At 74.2% G+C, this 17,531-nt stretch carries 15 protein-coding genes; 11 read left to right on the forward strand and 4 right to left on the reverse strand.

Annotation, left to right across the window (positions count from 1 at the left end):
• Positions 1-280 precede the first annotated feature (280 nt).
• The 8 genes from BJ999_RS27380 to BJ999_RS27415 all read left to right on the forward strand — a co-directional run bounded on the left by BJ999_RS27380 (position 281) and on the right by BJ999_RS27415 (position 12,598).
• Positions 281-1,363: a LacI family DNA-binding transcriptional regulator gene (locus BJ999_RS27380; protein ID WP_179835932.1), complete on the forward strand. Its 1,083-nt coding sequence runs from the start codon at positions 281-283 to the stop codon at positions 1,361-1,363.
• The gene (locus BJ999_RS27385) at positions 1,360-2,073 is read left to right on the forward strand and encodes a (Fe-S)-binding protein (RefSeq protein WP_179835933.1); all 714 of its coding nucleotides are present in this window, start codon (positions 1,360-1,362) and stop codon (positions 2,071-2,073) included. Before BJ999_RS27380 ends, BJ999_RS27385 begins: the two co-directional genes overlap by 4 nt.
• Positions 2,070-3,524, forward strand: a complete 1,455-nt coding sequence (locus BJ999_RS27390; RefSeq protein ID WP_179835934.1) for a LutB/LldF family L-lactate oxidation iron-sulfur protein — start codon at positions 2,070-2,072, stop codon at positions 3,522-3,524. Before BJ999_RS27385 ends, BJ999_RS27390 begins: the two co-directional genes overlap by 4 nt.
• Positions 3,521-4,141, forward strand: a complete 621-nt coding sequence (locus BJ999_RS27395) for a LutC/YkgG family protein (protein ID WP_179835935.1) — start codon at positions 3,521-3,523, stop codon at positions 4,139-4,141. The genes BJ999_RS27390 and BJ999_RS27395 overlap by 4 nt, the downstream gene beginning before the upstream one ends.
• Before the next feature lie 157 nt (positions 4,142-4,298).
• A complete protein-coding gene (locus BJ999_RS27400; protein WP_179835936.1) occupies positions 4,299-5,732 on the forward strand; it encodes a rhamnulokinase in 1,434 nt (477 codons plus the stop codon).
• Positions 5,733-5,984: 252 nt separating this feature from the next.
• Positions 5,985-8,918 carry a helix-turn-helix transcriptional regulator gene (locus BJ999_RS27405; protein WP_179835937.1) on the forward strand — a complete coding sequence of 978 codons (2,934 nt, stop codon included), beginning with the start codon at positions 5,985-5,987 and terminating at the stop codon, positions 8,916-8,918.
• Positions 8,919-9,052: 134 nt separating this feature from the next.
• The gene (locus tag BJ999_RS27410; RefSeq protein WP_179835938.1) at positions 9,053-10,147 is read left to right on the forward strand and encodes an alpha/beta hydrolase; all 1,095 of its coding nucleotides are present in this window, start codon (positions 9,053-9,055) and stop codon (positions 10,145-10,147) included.
• Between the two features lie 3 nt (positions 10,148-10,150).
• Entirely contained in the window at positions 10,151-12,598 is a 2,448-nt protein-coding gene (locus tag BJ999_RS27415) for an FAD-dependent oxidoreductase (RefSeq protein WP_179835939.1), read from the forward strand.
• A gap of 131 nt (positions 12,599-12,729) precedes the next feature.
• On the opposite strand, the gene BJ999_RS27420 is transcribed toward BJ999_RS27415, so the two are convergent.
• The gene (locus BJ999_RS27420; protein WP_179835940.1) at positions 12,730-13,179 is read right to left on the reverse strand and encodes an SRPBCC family protein; all 450 of its coding nucleotides are present in this window, start codon (positions 13,177-13,179) and stop codon (positions 12,730-12,732) included.
• A gap of 55 nt (positions 13,180-13,234) precedes the next feature.
• Positions 13,235-13,798, reverse strand: a complete 564-nt coding sequence (locus BJ999_RS27425) for a CGNR zinc finger domain-containing protein (RefSeq protein WP_179835941.1) — start codon at positions 13,796-13,798, stop codon at positions 13,235-13,237.
• Positions 13,799-13,868: 70 nt separating this feature from the next.
• Between BJ999_RS27425 and BJ999_RS27430 the strand changes: the two genes are divergently transcribed.
• Complete coding sequence (locus tag BJ999_RS27430) at positions 13,869-14,645, forward strand: class I SAM-dependent methyltransferase (RefSeq protein ID WP_229810513.1); 777 nt, start codon at positions 13,869-13,871, stop codon at positions 14,643-14,645.
• Between the two features lie 18 nt (positions 14,646-14,663).
• Here the strand turns inward: BJ999_RS27430 and BJ999_RS27435 are convergent, their stop codons facing one another.
• Entirely contained in the window at positions 14,664-15,089 is a 426-nt protein-coding gene (locus BJ999_RS27435) for a PPOX class F420-dependent oxidoreductase (protein WP_179835942.1), read from the reverse strand.
• Between the two features lie 65 nt (positions 15,090-15,154).
• A complete protein-coding gene (locus tag BJ999_RS27440; RefSeq protein ID WP_229810514.1) occupies positions 15,155-15,835 on the reverse strand; it encodes a hypothetical protein in 681 nt (226 codons plus the stop codon).
• A 327-nt stretch (positions 15,836-16,162) separates the two neighbouring features.
• On the opposite strand from BJ999_RS27440, the gene BJ999_RS27445 reads away from it, so the two are divergent.
• Together BJ999_RS27445 and BJ999_RS27450 are read left to right on the forward strand one after the other, a co-directional pair.
• Positions 16,163-16,762 (forward strand): sigma-70 family RNA polymerase sigma factor, encoded by a 600-nt coding sequence (locus BJ999_RS27445; protein ID WP_244983820.1) that lies wholly within the window; start codon positions 16,163-16,165, stop codon positions 16,760-16,762.
• The gene (locus BJ999_RS27450) at positions 16,759-17,484 is read left to right on the forward strand and encodes an anti-sigma factor (protein ID WP_179835943.1); all 726 of its coding nucleotides are present in this window, start codon (positions 16,759-16,761) and stop codon (positions 17,482-17,484) included. Before BJ999_RS27445 ends, BJ999_RS27450 begins: the two co-directional genes overlap by 4 nt.
• Positions 17,485-17,531 lie beyond the last annotated feature (47 nt).

The raw sequence follows: 17,531 nt of genomic DNA on the forward strand, positions 1-17,531 counted from the left end.
CGTCTGTGAAGAACAGATGAAAAACGTTTTAACAGGATGTTGCGGAGGACGCTAGATGTGACCCGGAGCACCCGTCAAGAGGGGAATGTGCCGCGGTCCCCGGCCGACGCTGCGGAAAGCCCGTACGCACAAGGGTCGGCGACGTTCAGAAGTCGATCGCGGCCGGGACCGGCCGCTCGGGTTTCGCGCCCGGTTGATCCCGATCCCGGGTTGACACGTTTTAATCGGATGACCCAAAGTGAGCGGCGACACACCAGCGGACGACTCGGGGGCACACAGATTGGGCGCAGACGAGACCGGCCGCTCCGCGCCGCCGGGCCGGACGGTCGGCATCAAGCAGGTCGCGGCGCACGCCGGCGTCTCGCCGGGCACCGTGTCCAACGTGCTCAACCGGCCCGAGCGCGTCGCCGAGGCCACCCGCGCCCGCGTCGAGCAGGCGATCCGCGATCTCGGCTTCGTCCGCAACGGCTCGGCGTCCACGCTGCGCGCCGGCCACAGCAGCACGATCGGGCTGATGGTCCTCGACCTCGCCAACCCGTTCTTCACCGACGTGGCGCGCGGCGTGGAGGACATCGCGAGCGAGCGCGGCTACTCGGTGATCCTGTCCTCCTCGGGCGAGTCGGACGAGCGGGAGCGGCGCAACCTGCGGGTGTTCGCCGAGCAGCGCGTCCGGGGGGTCCTGCTGACCCCGGTCGGCGACGACGGCGAGGCCACCGACCGGCTGCGCGAGCGGGGCGTCCCGGTGGTGCTGCTCGACCACCCGACGCCCCGCGCCAACCAGTGCTCGGTCGCCGTTGACGACGTCGCGGGCGGCGAGCTCGCGGCCGCCGAGCTGCTGGACGCGGGGGCCCGGACGCTGGCGCTGGTCACCGGGCCGACTGTGCTGCGCCAGTGCGCCGACCGGCGCAAGGGCGCGCTGCGGGCGGTGCGCGCCGCCGGGCTCGGCCGCGACGCGATGCGCGAGGTCGCCGTCGGGGCGATGAACGCCCGGGCCGGGCAGGAGGCGGCCCGGCGGCTGCTGGAGGCCGGCCCGCCGCTGCCGGACGCGATCTTCTGCGCGAACGACCTGCTCGCGCTCGGCGTGCTGCGCGTCCTGCTGCAGGCCGGGATCAAGGTGCCGGATGACGTCGCGCTGATCGGGTACGACGACATCGAGTTCTCGGCCGCGGCCGCCGTCCCGCTCAGCTCGGTGCGGCAGCCCACCTACCAGCTCGGCCGGATCGCGACCGAGCTGCTGCTGGAGGAGTGCGACGAGACGGGCGGGCACGCCCACCAGCAGGTGATGTTCCAGCCCGAGCTGGTCGTCCGCGAGTCCAGCCGCTCCGCGTTGGGCGGCCCCGCCCTCGGGAGGCACGCACTGTGAGAGTTGCGCTGTTCCTCACCTGCGTCAACGACACGCTGTTTCCGGGGACGGGCAAGGCGGTGGTGCGGCTGCTGCGGCGCCTCGGCCACGACGTCGAGTTCCCCGAGTCGCAGACCTGCTGCGGGCAGATGCACCTCAACACCGGCTACCGGCGGCAGGCACTGCCCCTGGTGAAGGGGTTCGCGGAGACGTTCGAGCCCTACGACGCGGTCGTGACGCCGTCCGCGTCCTGCGGGGCGATGATCCGCGACTGGCACCCCCGGCTGGCGCCGCGCGCCGCCGGGGTCGCCTCCCGCGTGTACGAGCTGACGGAGTTCCTGGTGGACGTCCTCGGCGTCACCGACGTCGGCGCCTACTACCCGCACCGCGTCACCTACCACCCGACGTGCCACTCGCTGCGGATGCTGCACGTCGGCGACCGCCCGCTGCGGCTGCTGCGCGAGGTCCGCGGCATCGACCTGGTCGAGCTCCCGGACGCGGCCGAGTGCTGCGGGTTCGGCGGGACGTTCGCGCTGAAGAACGCCGAGGTGTCGGCCGCGATGTGCGCGGACAAGGTCACCGCCGTCCGGGAGACCGGGGCCGAGACGCTGTGCGCGGCGGACAACTCCTGCCTGATGCACATCGGCGGCGCCCTCACCCGCACCCGCGCCGGAGTGCGGACCGTCCACCTGGCCGAGATCCTCGCCTCGACGGAGGAGGAGCCCGCATGACCTCGCCCGCGATGCCGACCTATCTCGGAATGCCGTCGTTCCCGGACGCCGCGCGCCGCGCGGTGGCGGACCCGCGGCTGCGCGGGAACCTCGCGCACGCCACCACCACGATCCGGGGGCGCCGCGCCGCCGCGGTGGCCGAGCTGGACGACTGGCCCGCGCTCCGCGAGGCGGGCAAGCAGATCAAGGACCACGTCCTGGCGAACCTCGGCCACTACCTGCGGCTGCTGGAGGAGAAGGTCACCGAGGCCGGCGGGACGGTGCACTGGGCCCGCGACGCGGCCGAGGCGAACCGGATCGTCGCGGACCTGGTGAAGGCGACCGGCGAGACCGAGGTCGTCAAGGTCAAGTCGATGGCGACGCAGGAGATCGGCCTCAACGAGTTCCTCGCCGAGGAGGGGATCACCGCCTACGAGACCGACCTGGCGGAGCTGATCGTCCAGCTCGGGGACGACCGGCCGTCGCACATCCTCGTCCCGGCCATCCACCGCAACCGCTCCGACATCCGCGACATCTTCCTGCGCGCGATGGAGGACGCGCCGGAGGGGCTGACCGACGCGCCCGCCGAGCTGGCCGAGGCGGCCCGGCGGCACCTGCGCGCCAAGTTCCTGTCGGCGAAGGTCGGGGTGTCGGGCGTGAACTTCGCCGTGGCCGACACCGGCACGCTCGTCGTGCTGGAGTCGGAGGGCAACGGCCGGATGTGCCTGACGCTCCCCGAGACGCTCATCTCGGTGATGGGCGTGGAGAAGATCGTGCCGAGCTGGCGGGACCTGGAGGTGTTCCTTCAGCTGCTGCCCCGCTCGTCCACCGCCGAGCGGATGAACCCCTACACCTCGGCCTGGACGGGCGTGTCCCCCGGCGACGGCCCGCGCGAGTTCCACCTCGTCCTGCTGGACAACGGCCGCACCGCCACCCTGGCCGACGAGGTGGGCCGGCAGGCGCTGCGCTGCATCCGCTGCTCGGCGTGCCTGAACGTGTGCCCGGTCTACCAGCGCGCGGGCGGCCACGCCTACGGCTCGCCCTACCCCGGCCCGATCGGCGCGATCCTGTCCCCGCAGATCAGGGGCATCGGGTCGGAGGTGGACGCGTCGCTGCCGTACGCGTCGACGCTGTGCGGGGCCTGCTTCGAGGCGTGCCCGGTCGCCATCGACATCCCGGAGGTGCTCGTGCACCTGCGGGCCCGCGCCGTGGAGAAGGGGCCCCGCCATCCGCTGGAGCGGGTGGCGATGACGGCGGCCGGGTGGACGCTGCGCTCCCCCACCCGGCTCGCGCTCGCGCAGCGCGCCGCGTCCGCGAGCCGCCGCGTCGTGGCGCGCGGCGGCCGGATCCGGCGGCTGCCCGGGCCGCTGGGCGCCTGGACCGAGACGCGGGACGCGCCCGCGCCGCCGCCCGAGTCGTTCCGCGCCTGGTGGGCCCGGACCGGCGGCGGGCACGAGGAGGGGGAACGGTGAACGCGCGCGAGGAGATCCTGCGCCGGATCGAGCGGGCCGCGCCCGCCCGCCCCGCCGCCGAGGTCGCGGCCTCCTACGAAAGGATCGACCGCGGCTACCTGCGCCGCCACCACGAGGACGCGATCCTCGACCTGTTCGCGGAACGGGTCGCCGACTACCGCGCGACCGTCCTGCGCGCCGCCGCGTCCGAGGTCGCCTCGACCGTCGCCGAACGGCTCGCGGCCCGTCCCGGCACCTACGGCGTCCCCTCCGGCCTCCCGGAGGAGTGGACGTCCGCGACCGGCGCGGCGCTCGTGCGCGACCCGTCGGTCGCCTCCCTCGACGGTCTCGCCGGGGCGGTCACCGCCTGCGCGGCCGCGGTCGCGGAGACGGGCACGATCGTGCTGGACCACGGCGCCGCCCAGGGGCCGCGCGCCCTGTCGCTCGTGCCCGACTACCACCTGATCGTCGTCCACGCCGGCCAGGTCGCCGCCGATGTGCCGGAGGCGCTCGAACGGCTCGATCCGCGGCGCCCGCTGACGTTCGTGTCGGGCCCGTCCGCGACCAGCGACATCGAGCTGTCGCGTGTGGAGGGCGTGCACGGGCCCAGGACTCTGGAGGTGCTGATCCTCACATGAGCGGAGCGAACCGGGGGGCGTGGGGGGTCGCCCCCCCACAAGGACACAGCATGAGCGGAGCGAACCGGGGGGCGTGGGGAGTCGCCCCCCCACAAGGACACAGCATGAGCGGAGCGAACCGGGGGGCGTGGGGGGTCGTCCCCCACGAGGACACAGCATGAGCGAAGCGATGTTCGCGGCCGTCGATCTCGGGGCGTCCAGCGGGCGGGTGATGGCCGGGCGCGTCGGGCCGGGCACCCTCGCCCTGGAGGAGATCCGCCGCTTCCCCAACCGTCCCGTCCGGGTCAACGGCACCCTGCACTGGGACATCCTCGGCCTCTACGGCAACGTCCTGGACGGGCTGCGCTCCGCCCCGCGCGGCCTGTCCTCGGTCGGCATCGACTCCTGGGCGGTCGACTACGGGCTGCTGGACGCCGGCGGCGCCCTGCTCGGCAACCCCGTCCACTACCGCGACGCCCGCACCGACGGCGTGATGGACCGGGTCCGCGCCGAACTGGGCGAGGACGTCCTCTACCAGTCCTCGGGCCTGCAGTTCCTCCCGTTCAACACGATCTACCAGCTCGCGGCCGACGACCTGTCCCGGGCCGCGACGCTCCTGCTGATCCCCGACCTGCTGGCCTACTGGCTCACCGGGGAGATCGGCGCCGAGCGCACCAACGCCTCCACCACCGGGCTGCTGGACGTCCGCGGCGGCACCTGGTCGGCGGACCTCGTCGCCCGGCTGGGCCTTCCCGCGCGGATCTTCCCGCCGCTGCACGACCCCGGCGCGGACATCGGGACCCTCCGCGCGGACGTGGGGGCCGAGACCGGCCACGGCGCCCTGCGCGTCACGGCCGTCGGCTCGCACGACACGGCCTCCGCCGTCGCCGCCGTCCCCGCCGCCACGGACCGCTTCGCCTACATCTCCTGCGGTACGTGGTCGCTGGTCGGCGTGGAACTCGACGCCCCCGTGCTGACCGAGGAGAGCCGCAAGGCCAACTTCACCAACGAGGGCGGCGTCGACGGGACCGTCCGCTACCTGCGCAACGTGATGGGCCTGTGGCTTCTCCAGGAGTCCCTGCGGACCTGGGGCGAGGCGGACCTGCCGGCCCTGCTCGCCGCGGCCGCGGAAGTGCCCGGCCTGCGCTGCCTCATCGACCCCGACGACCCCGAGTTCCTGCCGCCCGGCGACATGCCGGCCCGCATCGCCGCGCACTGCCGCCGCCGGGGGCTGCCCGAGCCGTCCACCCGCGCCGAAACCGTGCGCTGCATCCTCGACAGCCTCGCCCTCGCGCACCGCGCCACGCTCCGCCAGGCGGCGCGGCTGTCGGGACGGGAGATCGACGTCGTCCACCTGGTGGGCGGCGGCAGCCGCAACGACCTGCTGTGCCGGCTGACCGCCGACGCCAGCGGGCTGCCGGTGGTGGCCGGGCCCGTCGAGGCGACCGCCCTCGGCAACGTCCTGGCGCAGGCCCGCGCGCACGGCGCCGTCGCGGACCTGGGCGAGTCCCGCGCCCTGGTCGCCGCCACGCAGGACCTCCGCCGCTACACCCCGTCGGGCGACGAGGCCCGCTGGAGCGAGGCCGCACGGCGGATCGGCCTGGACGGCTGACCCGGCGACGGGATGTCACGGTCGCGGGACGGTTTACCCTCCCGAGGTTGACATGGGACCCGCCAGGGCCGTTCATAGCTATGTACATACGGTCCAGAGGACGCCGTCGCGGGTGGGCTAGGCGCAGGCAGGGTGTGTTGTTCCGCCTTATTGACGTTCCACCCGATAAGGTAAATCCCGCTCGTTCAGAGGTACCACAACAAGAAGCATGGTCACGGCGTATCGGCCGCCTGTCGCTGTTGGGGTGTGGACATGGAGGGTCGTGCGGCCCACGCCGCCGGGAGTCCCGGCAACGCTCCGCTGGTGGGGCGCCGGGACGCGCTGCAGCGGATCGACCGCGCTCTCGACGCGGTCGAGGGCGGCTACGGCCTCGTCGCGCTGGTCGGCGAGCCCGGTGCCGGCAAGACGCGGCTGCTGAACGAGCTCGCCGACGGCGCGATCTCCCGCAAGCTGCCGTTCGTCGCGGGGCGCGCGGCCGAGTTCGAGCAGGAGATGCCGTTCGGCGCCGTGGTCGACGCGCTCGACGACCGCCTCGAAGAGCACGCCCTCGAACTGCCGCCGGCGGCGCTGCGCCTGCTCGGCACCGTGTTCCCCGCGCTCGCCGACCTGTCCGGCGACCCGCCCGCCGCCTCGCCCGAGTCGCGGGTGGCGCGCTACCAGCTGCACCGCACCGTCCGGCACCTGCTGGAGGCGCTGGCCGAGCCGTCCGGGCTGGTGCTGATCCTGGACGACCTGCACTGGGCCGACGACGCGACGATCGAGCTGCTGGACCACCTGGTCCGGCATCCGCCGCGGGCCCGGGTGCTGCTGGCGGTCGCCTACCGTCCCGCGCAGGCGTCGCCGCGGCTGGCGGCGCTGGTGGACGCGGCGGGCCCGCAGGGCGCGCGGGTGACGGTCGATCCGCTCACCCAGAGTGAGGTCCGCGAGTTCCTCGGCCCGGACGTCGGACGCGCGCGGTGCGAGGCGCTGTTCAAGGCCAGCGGCGGCAACCCGTTCTACCTGGAGGCGCTGGCCAGGATGGCGGGCGGGACCGCGCCCGCGGCCGGTACCGGCCTGGACCGGCACTGGGAGAAGGGCGTCGCGAACCTGACCGAGGTTCCGGCGGCGGTGCGGGCGGCGCTGCAGGTCGAACTGAGCGCGCTGCCGCCGCAGGCGCTGCTGATGGCGCAGGCGGCGGCGGTGGCCGCGGACGTGTTCGAGCCCGCGCTCGCGTCGGTCGCGGCGGAGATGGAGCAGAACGCCGCGCTCACCGCCCTGGACGTGCTGACCGGCCACGACGTGGTGCGTCCCGCGCCGGGCGGCCGGTTCCGGTTCCGGCACCCCCTGGTGCGGCACGTCGCCTACGCCTCGACGGCGGCGGGCTGGCGGATCGCCGCGCACTCGCGGGTGTCGGAGCGGCTCGCCGAGCTGGGCGCCCCGGCGGCCGTGCGCGCCCACCACGTGGTGCGGTCGGCGCGTTTCGGCGACGCCGAGGCGATCCGGACGCTGGTGGAGGCCGCCCGTGCCGTCGCGCAGCAGGCGCCCGCCACCGCCGCGTACTGGCTGCAGGCCGCGCTGGACCTGATGCCCGGCGCCGCCGACGACGCCTATCCCGGCCGGGTGGAGCTGCTGGTCGAGCTGGCCCAGGTGCAGGCCGTCAGCGGCCACGCCGAGGAGGGCCGCGAGACCGCCCGCACGCTGCTGGGGCTGCTGCCCCCGGACGACACCGTCCGCCGCGCCCGCACCGTGCACATGTGCGCGATCATGGAGCGGCAGCTCGGCCGGATCCACGAGGCCCGCGCGCTGGTCCTGGACGAGTTGCGCCGCAGCACCGACCGGCAGACCCCCGAGGCGGTGCTGCTGCGGATCCGGCTCGTCGCCGACCGGATCCAGCGGATCGACACCCGCGGCTCGCACGCCATCCTGGAGACCATCCCCGACAGCGCCCCCGGGTGGGGCCTCGGCCTGACGGCGGCGGTCGCGGCGATGCGCCCGATGGTCGCCTACGGGCGCGGCGAGGTCGCGGAGGCGATCGCCCACGCCCAGACCGCCGACCGGCTGTTCTCCACGGCGTCCGACAACGACTTCGCCGACTGCCTGGACTGCTTCGCCTGGCTGGTGTTCGCCGAGTCGTTCCTCGGCATGTACGACGAGGCGCTGCGGCACGCCGAGCGGCTGGTGTCGATCACCCGCACGACCGGGCAGACGTTCGTGCTCGGCTACATGCTGGCCGGGCAGTCGCGCGTCCTGGCCCAGCTGGGGCGGCTGGAGGAGGCCGCCGCCGTCGCCGACGAGGCCACCGCCGTCGGCCGCGACCTGCGCTCGCAGGAGGTGCTGGCCTACGGGCTGATCCAGCAGTGCCTGATCGCGTCCTGGATGGGCGACCACGAGCGGGCGCTGCGGGCCGGGGACGAGGCCGTCGCCAACGACACCGGGTCGGGCGAGTGGTGGACGCACATGGCGCACGTCGCCCGCTCCGTCGCGGTGATCAACGAGGGCCGGCTGGAGGAGGGCGCCACCGCGCTGATCGCCGCCTGCGGCGACGGCACCTCCGGCCTGGACTTCAGCACGCTGGTGATCTGTGCGGAGGCGCTGGCGTCGGTCCGCGCCGCGCAGCTGGACTCCGCCGACGCCGCGAACTGGGCCGACATCGCCGAAGCGATCGCCGACCCGCTGCTGACCGGTGACGCGGGCCTGGCCCGGCTGACCCGCGCGCACGCGCTCCGCCCCGCCGACCCCGCCGGGTCCGCGGCGCTGGCGGCGGAGGCCGCCGACCTGCTCGCCAAGGCGGGACGGCGGCCCGAGGCCGGCCGCGCGGAACTGGCCGCCGGGCTCGCGCACGCCGCCGCCGGCGACCGGTCCCGGGCCCGGGACCGGCTGCGGGCCGCCGCGGAGGTCTTCGAGTCGTGCGGCATGAAGGGGCTGCTGGCGCAGGTCGTCCGCGAGCAGCGCCGGCTCGGCGTCCGGGTGCCCTCCCCCGGGACGCCCGCCAGGGGCGCCAAGGGCAGGAAGGACCTGCCGTTCGGGCTCTCCCCGCGCGAGCACGAGATCGCGCTGCTGGTCGCCGAGGGCAACAGCAACCAGCAGATCGCCGAGCGGCTGTACCTCAGCGTCCGGACGGTCGAGACCCACCTCTCCCGCGTCTTCGGCAAGATCGGTGTCTCCTCCCGGGTCGGCGTCGCGACCGCGATGAACCGTTCCGAGTAGATCCGACTCTTACTTCACGTACGTCCCGTACGTCGGGCGGGCGAGCCCGCACCCGTAAGTACGGGTTCTCCACGATGCCGCGCCGATATCCGCGTTTGGCAGGGTTGGACCGTCAGGAAGCGGAGGAGATGGACATGGAGCAGCAGCGGATCGCGCGCTTCACGCACGCGGGCGTCGCGGACGCCGAGGTGTCCGTGCACCCCTTCGCGACCGGTGACGGCCTCGGCCTGAACCTGACCCGGTTCCGCCGGAACGACTGCGACGACGTCGTCCTCCTCGTGCACGGGCTGACCACGTCCAGCGACATGTACATCATGCCGGAGCACACCAACCTGGTGAACCACCTGCACGACGCCGGGTTCGGCGACGTGTGGGCGGTCGACCTGCGGATCAGCGGCCGGTTCCCCTACAACTCCGAGGCCACGCGCCACGATCTGGACGCCATCGCGCTCCACGACCACCCGGCGATGCTCGCCGAGCTGCGGCGCCACATCGGGGACCGGCGGGTCCACGTGATCTCCCACTGCGTGGGCGCGATCTCGTTCTCGATGGCGCTGTTCGCCGCCACCGTCACCGGCGTCACCAGCCTGGTCTGCAACAGCGTCTCGCTCACCCCGCGGACCCCGCGCTGGTCGAAGATCAAGCTCGGGTACGGGCCGGCCCTCATGGAGTACGTCCTCGGGCCCTGCCATCTGGACCCCCGGTACGCGAACGCTCCGCTGCTGACGCGCGGCTGGATGCTCGCCAAGGCCGTCGCGCCGTTCCACCGCGAGTGCGGCGAGCCCGCCTGCCACATGCTCAGCTTCATGTGGGGCGGCGGGAAACCGATCTTCACGCACGCCAAGATGTCGCCGGTCACGCACGGCCGGCTGCCCGACCTGTTCGGGGCCTGCAACGTCAACTACTACCGGCACCTCCACGCGATGGTGAAGGCCGGCCGCGCGGTGAAGCGCCACCCGCGCGATCCCCGCTCCGCCGCGCTGCCGGACGACTACCTCTCGCGCGCCGCCTCGGTCACGACGCCGATCCTGTTCCTCACCGGAGACCGCAACCACGTGTTCACCGATTCCAACATCGTCTGCCACCGCACCCTGGAGAAGGTCACTCCCGGGCTGCACGAGCTGGCGGTCCTGCCCGGCTACGGCCATCAGGACCCGTTCATGGGCGCCGCCTCCGACACCGAGGTGTTCCCGCAGGTCGTGGACTTCCTCAAGCGGAAGGCGGGCTGAGCGATGACCGGAGGCATCGGCGCGGCCGAGCACGCCGACGCGGTCGTGATCGGATCCGGATTCGGCGGATCCGTCACCGCGTACCGGCTGGCGGAGGCCGGGCGGCGGGTCGTCCTGCTGGAGCGCGGGCAGCCGTACCCGCCCGGCAGCTTCCCGCGCTCCCCCGCCGAGATGGGCCGGGCGTTCTGGGACCCGGCCGCCGGCCTGTACGGGATGTACGACGTGTGGGGGTTCAAGGGCTGCGACTCCGTCGTGTCCGCCGGCCTCGGCGGCGGTTCCCTGATCTACGCGAACGTGCTGCTGCGCAAGGACGAGCGCTGGTTCGTGCACGACCGGCCGGTGCCCGGCGGGGGGCACGAGCCGTGGCCGGTCTCGCGCGACGACCTGGACCCGCACTACGACGCCGTCGAGCGGATGATGGGCGCGACGCCGTACCCGCTGGACCAGGTCCCCTACGACGACACCCCGAAGACCCACGCGATGCAGGACGCGGCGGCCGAGCTCGGCCTGCACAGCACGCTGCCGCCGCTCGCGGTCAGCTTCGCCTCCGAGCCGGGCGGCGCGCCCGGGGTGAGCCTGCCGATCGCCGACCCCGCGTACGGCAACCTGCACGGCGCCCCCCGCCGGACGTGCAAGCTGTGCGGCGAGTGCGACATCGGCTGCAACGAGGGCTCCAAGAACAGCCTCGACCACAACTACCTGTCGGCGGCGGCGCACCACGGCGCCGACATCCGCACCTCCCACGAGGTGAAGGCGATCCGGCCCCGGCGGGGCGGCGGATACGAGGTCGACTACGTCCACCACACGGATCTGACCGCCAGGAAGCGCCGCCTGCCGATCCGGACGATCACCTGCGACCGGCTGGTGCTGGGCGCCGGCACGTACGGCACCACGTACCTGCTGCTGAAGTCGCGGAAGGCGTTCCCCGGGCTGAGCTCCGCCCTCGGCACCCGGTTCTGCGGCAACGGCGACCTGCTGACGTTCCTGCTGCGGGCCAAGGACCGCAACCGGGTCCGCCCGCTGGACGCCAGCCGCGGACCGGTGATCACCACGGCGATCCGGCTGCCGGACGACCTGGACGGCGTGCCCGGCGCGGGCCCCGGCGCCTACATCCAGGACGGCGGCTACCCCGGGTTCACCGACTGGATCGTGAACGGCTTCGACGTCCGCGGCGAGTTCGAGCGCGCGGTGGAGTTCCTGTGGGGCCGCTTCACCGAGTTCTTCAAGGACGCGCCGGACACCAACCTGTCCAAGGAGCTCTCGGACCTGATCGGCGACGGGGCGCTGACGGTCAGCTCGCTGCCGCTGCTCGGCATGGGCCGCGAGACCGCCGACGGGCGGCTGCACCTCAGGGACGGCCGGCTCGCCGCCGACTGGAACGCCCGGACGAGCGAGGAGCTGTTCAACCGCGTCCGCAAGACGATGCAGGGGATCGCGGACGTGCTCGGCGCCGACTACGCCGACAACCCGATGTGGTTCCGCAAGCGCATCATCACCGTCCATCCGCTGGGCGGCGCCCCCATGGGCGACCACCCGGGCGAAGGCGTCTGCGACGCCTTCGGTGAGGTGTTCGGGTTCCCGGGCCTCTACATCGCCGACGGGGCGGCGATGCCCGGTCCGGTGGGCCCGAACCCCTCGCTCACCATCGCCGCGCAGGCCGATCGGCTGGCCACGCGGCTGCTGGAGAAGACGTCCGCCCGCCGGGGGGCGGGGGGACCGACCGCCCCGCCTGCCACGGGGGCCGAGCCGGCCGGGGGAGCCGGCTCGCCAGGCGGGGCGGGGAACGGCTCGACGTACGGCCCGGCATCGGGGAGCCACGGCGGGACACGGGGACCGTCCACCGTGGTCGCGGGCCGTACGTCGCTGTCGTTCACCGAGGAGATGAAGGGGTTCGTCACCTACGGCGAGACCGACACGCGGATCGGCGAGCTGGCCGAGGGGCGCCGGCCCCTGTCGTTCCGCCTGACGATCACCGCGGCGGACACCGACCGCTTCCTGGCCGAGCCGGACCACGAGGCGACGGCCGCCGGATGGGTCGACGCGACCGGGCACGGGGGGCGTCGCCCTGTCGAGCGGGGCACGTTCAACCTGTTCGTCGCGGAGGCGCCCGAGGACAGGCGGCTGATGAAGTACCGGCTGTTCTACACCGACGGGGAGGGGCGGCGGCGCACGCTGAGCGGGCACAAGAACGTCCTGCACGGGCCGCCGACGCGGATCTGGCCGGACACCTCCACCCTCTACGTGCGGCTGCTGGACGGGCACGTCGCCGAGGACGAGGAGGACGGCGCGCAGGTCGTCGCGGCGGGCGTGCTGCACATCCAGCTGACCGACTTCGCGCGGCAGCTGACGACCTTCCGCACGACGGGGCCCGACGGGGCGGGCAAGCTGCTCGACTTCGGCAGGTTCTTCGCCGGGGAGCTGTGGGAGGTCTACGGTCCCGACCCCGCCTGAGGGGTCCATGGTCGTGCAGGCCGAGGGAACTGCGGGGTGCTCTCGGCCTGCACCTTTTCGCCGGAGGCCGTGCGGGGGGTCGCACGGTCTCCGGCTCAGACCTTCCGCCGGGGGCCGGAGGCCCCGCCGGGTCAGATGCCCTCGGCCCTGCGGGCGGGGCAGTCCGGCGGGCAATGCTCGACGTGCGCGGGCAGCCAACGGGTGAAGGCCCTCAGCATCTGCCGGAGCGCGAAGCCGACGACCGGTCCGGTGCCGGGGATCAGCGGCTCGAACGTCGCCTCCCAGCGCAGGAACGTGCCGGCGCCCCGTCGCTCCAGCCGGACGTCCGACCGGTAACCGCGCACGGGCAGGCCCGACAGCGCGACGTACCCGAAGTGCTCGTAGGGCTCGTAGGCGACGGTCCGCTCACTGGCCGGCCAGATCTTCTTGACCGTCCCGACGCCGTAGGGGGCGGTGTCGCCCGCGCGCGCCCGCCGCGCCGGGGTGGGGAACCTGCCCCAGGCGCCCCACGCCTCGGGGACGGCCAGGTGCCGGAAGAGGTCCTCGGGCGAGGCGGCGGTGGTGGCGGTGGCCTGGATCATCGCCACACGCTACAGCCACGCCGACGGCAGCGGCAGGCCCGGTTTCGGGGCCCCGTCAGGACGACTGCGCGCGGGCGCGGAACGCCGCGGCCTTGACGCGGTTCTGGCAGGCGGTGGAGCAGAAGCGGCGGGTGCCGTTGCGGGAGGTGTCGACGTAGACGCGATCGCAGTGCGGCGCGGTGCAGACCCCGAGGCGGTCGTGCAGCTCGCTGCCGATGACGATGGCGAGGCCGGTGGCGCACGGGCCGGCCCAGTCGTTCTCGTCGGAGCCGTGGTAGTGGACGTGCCACGGGTGCCCGTCGTGGCGTTCCAGGCGGGGCCGGGCCTCGGTCTTCTCCAGGAGCCGGTTGACCTGCTCGGCGGCGCCGTCGACGTCGCCGGCGGCGACGGCGTCGAACACGGCGCGCAGCTCGCGCGCGACGGCGGCGAGCGCGGGCAGCTCGGCCTCGGTGGCGCGCGATCCGCGGCCGACGCGCCGGAGGACGTCGGTGACGGCGGCGGCGAGTGCGGGCGGCGGGGGCGGGGTGTAGGCGCGGCCGCGCCGCTCCCCCGGGGTCAGCTCGTTGACCAGGCCGGCGGCCGCCTGCACCACCGCATCGGTATGACTGTTGAACTCCACTTGACCAGTTACGCCTTCCGGGTTCACACTGTGACTGTCCAAAGTTTATACGACAGTCACAGGAGGGATCATGACCATGCTCAGCCACGAGGTCGCGAGCGCGTGGACCGCCCGCTGGGACGTCCAGCAGGAGGGCTACATCCCCGACCGCGAGGAGCGGTTCACCGCCCTCCTCGACGCGCTGGAGGCCGCGACCGGACGGCCCGACCCGCTCGTCCTCGACCTCGGCTGCGGGCCGGGGTCGCTCGCCGGCCGGATCCTGGACCGCCTCCCCGGCGCGACCGTGGTCGCGGTCGACGCCGACCCGCTGCTGCTGTCGCTCGGCCGCGCCGTGCACGCCGGCCGGCCGGGGCTGACCTTCACCGAGCTGGACCTGCGCGAGCCCGGCTGGGCGGCCCGGCTTCGGCTGGACCGGCAGGCCGACGCCGCCGTCAGCACCACGGCGCTGCACTGGCTGTCGGCCGGGCAGCTGCGCGTCGCCTACGGCGAGCTCGCGCGGGTGCTGCGGCCCCGCGGGCTGTTCCTCAACGGCGACAACCTGGGGGTGGACGACCGGACGCCGGGCCTCGCGGCCCTCGACGTCGCCCTGCGCGAGCGCGAGCAGGCGCGCCGGTTCGCCGGTGACCGTCCCGAGGGGTGGGACCAGTGGTGGGAGGCGATCGCCGCCGACCCTGACCTGGCCGAGCTGCGGGCGGTGGCCCGCGACGAGACGACCGGCCACCACGGGTCGGAGTCGGAGCTGCTGTCCACCCACGTCGCGGCGCTCCGCGAGGCGGGTTTCGAGGAGACCGGGACGCTCTGGCAGCGCGGAGACAACCGCCTCCTGGCCGCCCTGCTGGGGGCCTAGCCCGCGCCCCGCCCGGCGTCAGCGCGCCTGTCCGTAGAGGTGCTCGACGTGCAGGCGGACGACGAGGCGCCCGTCCTCGACCATGACGCGGCGGTACTCGTCCCAGTCGGGGTGCTCGCCGCTGATGTCGCGGTAGACCGCGACGAGCTCCTCGACGGCGGCGTCGCCCGGATCGGCGGCGACCGCCGAGAGCTCGGCGGTCCCCTCGGCGACCGCCCACGACCAGCCGTCCGGCGAGCCGACGTGCAGGCTCGCGCGCGGGTCGCGGGCCAGGTTGCGGGCCTTGGCCCGGTCACTGGTGATCGAGATCCGGACGAGCCGGCGCCCCTCGTCGAAGTGGTAGTTGATCGTGGACAACTGGGGCCGCCCGTCGCGCTTGAGGGTGGCCAGCACCCCGATGTCGCGCCCCGCCAGGAGTTTCACCAGCGCCGTGTCGTCCGCCATGTCCGCCTCCATCGGTCGTCGGCCTTACCGGCGTCAACCGCGGGGCGCGCCGATCGCTTCCCCGGTCAGCCGAGGGCGAGGGCCGGGAAGTCGAGGACGCGGGCGGTCCGGGCTCCCGGCCCGCCCGCGCCCTCGCCCGCGTCCTCGCCCGCGTCCTCGCCGACGGCGCGGCCGGTGAGGATGTGGCCGCGGAACACCGCGCCCTTCGCCACGACCCTGACGGCGCGGAAGCCGCGCGGCGGCAGGGCGCAGAACCCGGTCCGCACGACGTCGTCGAACAGCGAGTCCGACACGACGTAGGCCAGGTCGCGGTCCGCGTCGTCGGCCAGCTGGCGGCGCAGCGGTGCCGCGTCCAGCAGCCGCTGGACGACGATGGGCGCGTCGCCCGCGGGGCCGAACGGCCCGGCCGTGAGCGTGCCGTGGTGCAGCGAGAGCCGGACGCGCAGCCGGAAGCGGCCTGCGTCCCGGTTGACCTCGCGCAGCGCCTCGTCGAGGAGGATGACGAAGTCGCCGGCCACCGTCGCCGGGTCGACGCCCTCCGGCAGCGTGGCGAGCTCGCCGTCCCCGCCGACCTGCTTGTCCCAGCCGTCGCGGTCGAGGCCGACGCCGCGGGCGGCGCCGTCGAGCGCGTCCGACAGCAGCCGCTGCGCGCGCAGCTGCTCGCGCGTGTCGCGCCTGCTGTACCCCTGGATGTCCACCGCCAGCAGCAGGCGGTAGCTGAGCTGTACTTCCCCGTTCTCCTTCACCGTTCCGATCCCCGCCCTCGGTATCTGTGGGCAAATGGGCCCGATGCCCGCATTCGCTCCAATGCGTGGAGTGAGTGTTGCCCGGCGAAGGTTCCGATGCGCGGGTCGGAGTCGTCGCCTCCCGTTCGCCCCTGAGACGCACCTCGATGATCCCTGGGCCCGAGCGGTAAGGAAAAGGTGGCGAACAAGTAAGGAGCAATGCGGAAAATCCCCCACGAAACGGTCTCGGTTGAACCGCGCGGCGCAGGGGTCCCGTACTGCCTCCCAACGTGACACCCACGGTCACCGCGTCGCCCCGCACCCCTCGCACCCCGCCGGAGACCCCCGATGGCCCACAGATCACCGGCCGCCGCGCCGGCCACCCGCGAACGCCCTCCCGGACCGTGGAGCTGGTTCCGCGGCCCGCGGCCCGCCGGCGGCGTGGACGACCAGGTGATCGTGAACGAGCTGTACCGCGTGTACGGCCGCCCGCTGCTGTCGTTCGTCCTGCGCCTGACCGGCGGCGACCGGCACTGGGCCGAGGACGTCGTCCAGGAGACGATGATCCGCGCCTGGCGCAGCGCGCACCAGCTCGACGAGAACGCGACCTCGCTGCTGCCCTGGCTGGCGACCGTCGCCCGCCGGATCGTCATCGACGACCAGCGCCGCAAGAACGCACGGCCGCAGGAGGCGGGCGAGGGCCCGCTGGAGAACATGCGCGTGCCCGACGGGTTGGAGGATCTGCTGCGCTCCGTCGTCGTGTCCGAAGCCCTCCTCGCCCTGTCTCCGGCCCACCGCGAGGTCCTCAACGAGACCTTCTTCCGGGACCGCTCGGTGAACGAGGCCGCCAAGCATCTCGGCATCCCCGTGGGCACCGTGAAGTCCCGGGTCTACTACGCGCTCCGGGCACTCCGCGTCGCCCTGGAGGAGAGGGGCGTGACGCCATGAGAGCGCCGGACATGCCGCACGTCGACGTCGGCGCCTACTCCCTCGGCCTGCTGGAGGAGCCCGACCGCCGCGCCTTCGAGGCGCACCTGGCGTCGTGCTTCTCCTGCCACGAGGAGCTCGGCGCGCTGAGCGGGCTCGCCCAGACCCTGGACGGCATCGGCCCGATCTCCGATCCGGTGGAGGCGATGCCCGCGCCGCCCGATCCGGCGGCGGTCACCGACCTGATCCGGCACCGGATCCGCCGGGAGCGGCGGAACCGGACCGCGCGGGCGCTGGCCGCGGCCGCCGCGGGGGTCGTGCTGCTCGGCGGGGCGCTCGGCACCGGGTACACGCTGGGGGTCGACCGCGGCCCCGCCGCCTCCGCGCCGGACGGCGGGACCGCCCAGCTGCTGCGGGACGGCCGGGCGATGTCGGCGGCCGACGCCGGCACCGGCGTCACCGGGACGGTCGCGATGCAGCAGAAGGCGTGGGGCAGCCGGATCGCGCTGCGGCTCAGCAAGGTCGACGGGCCGCTCGCGTGCGAACTGGTCGCCGTGGACAAGCGGGGCAAGGCGCACACCGTCGTCGGCTGGTCCGTCCCCGACAAGGGCTACGGCCTGCCGGGGTCGCCGCAGCCCCAGCTGGCCCTGCAGGGCGGCACGGCGCTGCGGCCGCAGGAGATCAGCCGGTTCGAGGTCCGCACGATCGGCGAGGGCCGCACGCTGCTGACCGTCCCGGCGTAGGCCCGGCGGCCCGGGGCGCACGGCTCCGGGAGGGACGGCCGGGCCGC

The sequence above is a fragment of the Actinomadura citrea genome, assembly GCF_013409045.1.
Taxonomy (GTDB): Bacteria; Actinomycetota; Actinomycetes; order Streptosporangiales; family Streptosporangiaceae; genus Spirillospora; species Spirillospora citrea.

Coding starts and splice junctions, on each gene's coding strand:
- BJ999_RS27390 (WP_179835934.1), top strand. CDS start 2,070: ATGACCTCGCCCGCGATGCCGACCTATCTCGGAATGCCGTCGTTCCCG.
- BJ999_RS27400 (WP_179835936.1), top strand. CDS start 4,299: ATGAGCGAAGCGATGTTCGCGGCCGTCGATCTCGGGGCGTCCAGCGGG.
- BJ999_RS27410 (WP_179835938.1), top strand. CDS start 9,053: ATGGAGCAGCAGCGGATCGCGCGCTTCACGCACGCGGGCGTCGCGGAC.
- BJ999_RS27420 (WP_179835940.1), bottom strand. CDS start 13,179: ATGATCCAGGCCACCGCCACCACCGCCGCCTCGCCCGAGGACCTCTTC.
- BJ999_RS27435 (WP_179835942.1), bottom strand. CDS start 15,089: ATGGCGGACGACACGGCGCTGGTGAAACTCCTGGCGGGGCGCGACATC.
- BJ999_RS27445 (WP_244983820.1), top strand. CDS start 16,163: ATGGCCCACAGATCACCGGCCGCCGCGCCGGCCACCCGCGAACGCCCT.
- BJ999_RS27450 (WP_179835943.1), top strand. CDS start 16,759: ATGAGAGCGCCGGACATGCCGCACGTCGACGTCGGCGCCTACTCCCTC.
- BJ999_RS27430 (WP_229810513.1), top strand. CDS start 13,869: ATGACCATGCTCAGCCACGAGGTCGCGAGCGCGTGGACCGCCCGCTGG.
- BJ999_RS27405 (WP_179835937.1), top strand. CDS start 5,985: ATGGAGGGTCGTGCGGCCCACGCCGCCGGGAGTCCCGGCAACGCTCCG.
- BJ999_RS27415 (WP_179835939.1), top strand. CDS start 10,151: ATGACCGGAGGCATCGGCGCGGCCGAGCACGCCGACGCGGTCGTGATC.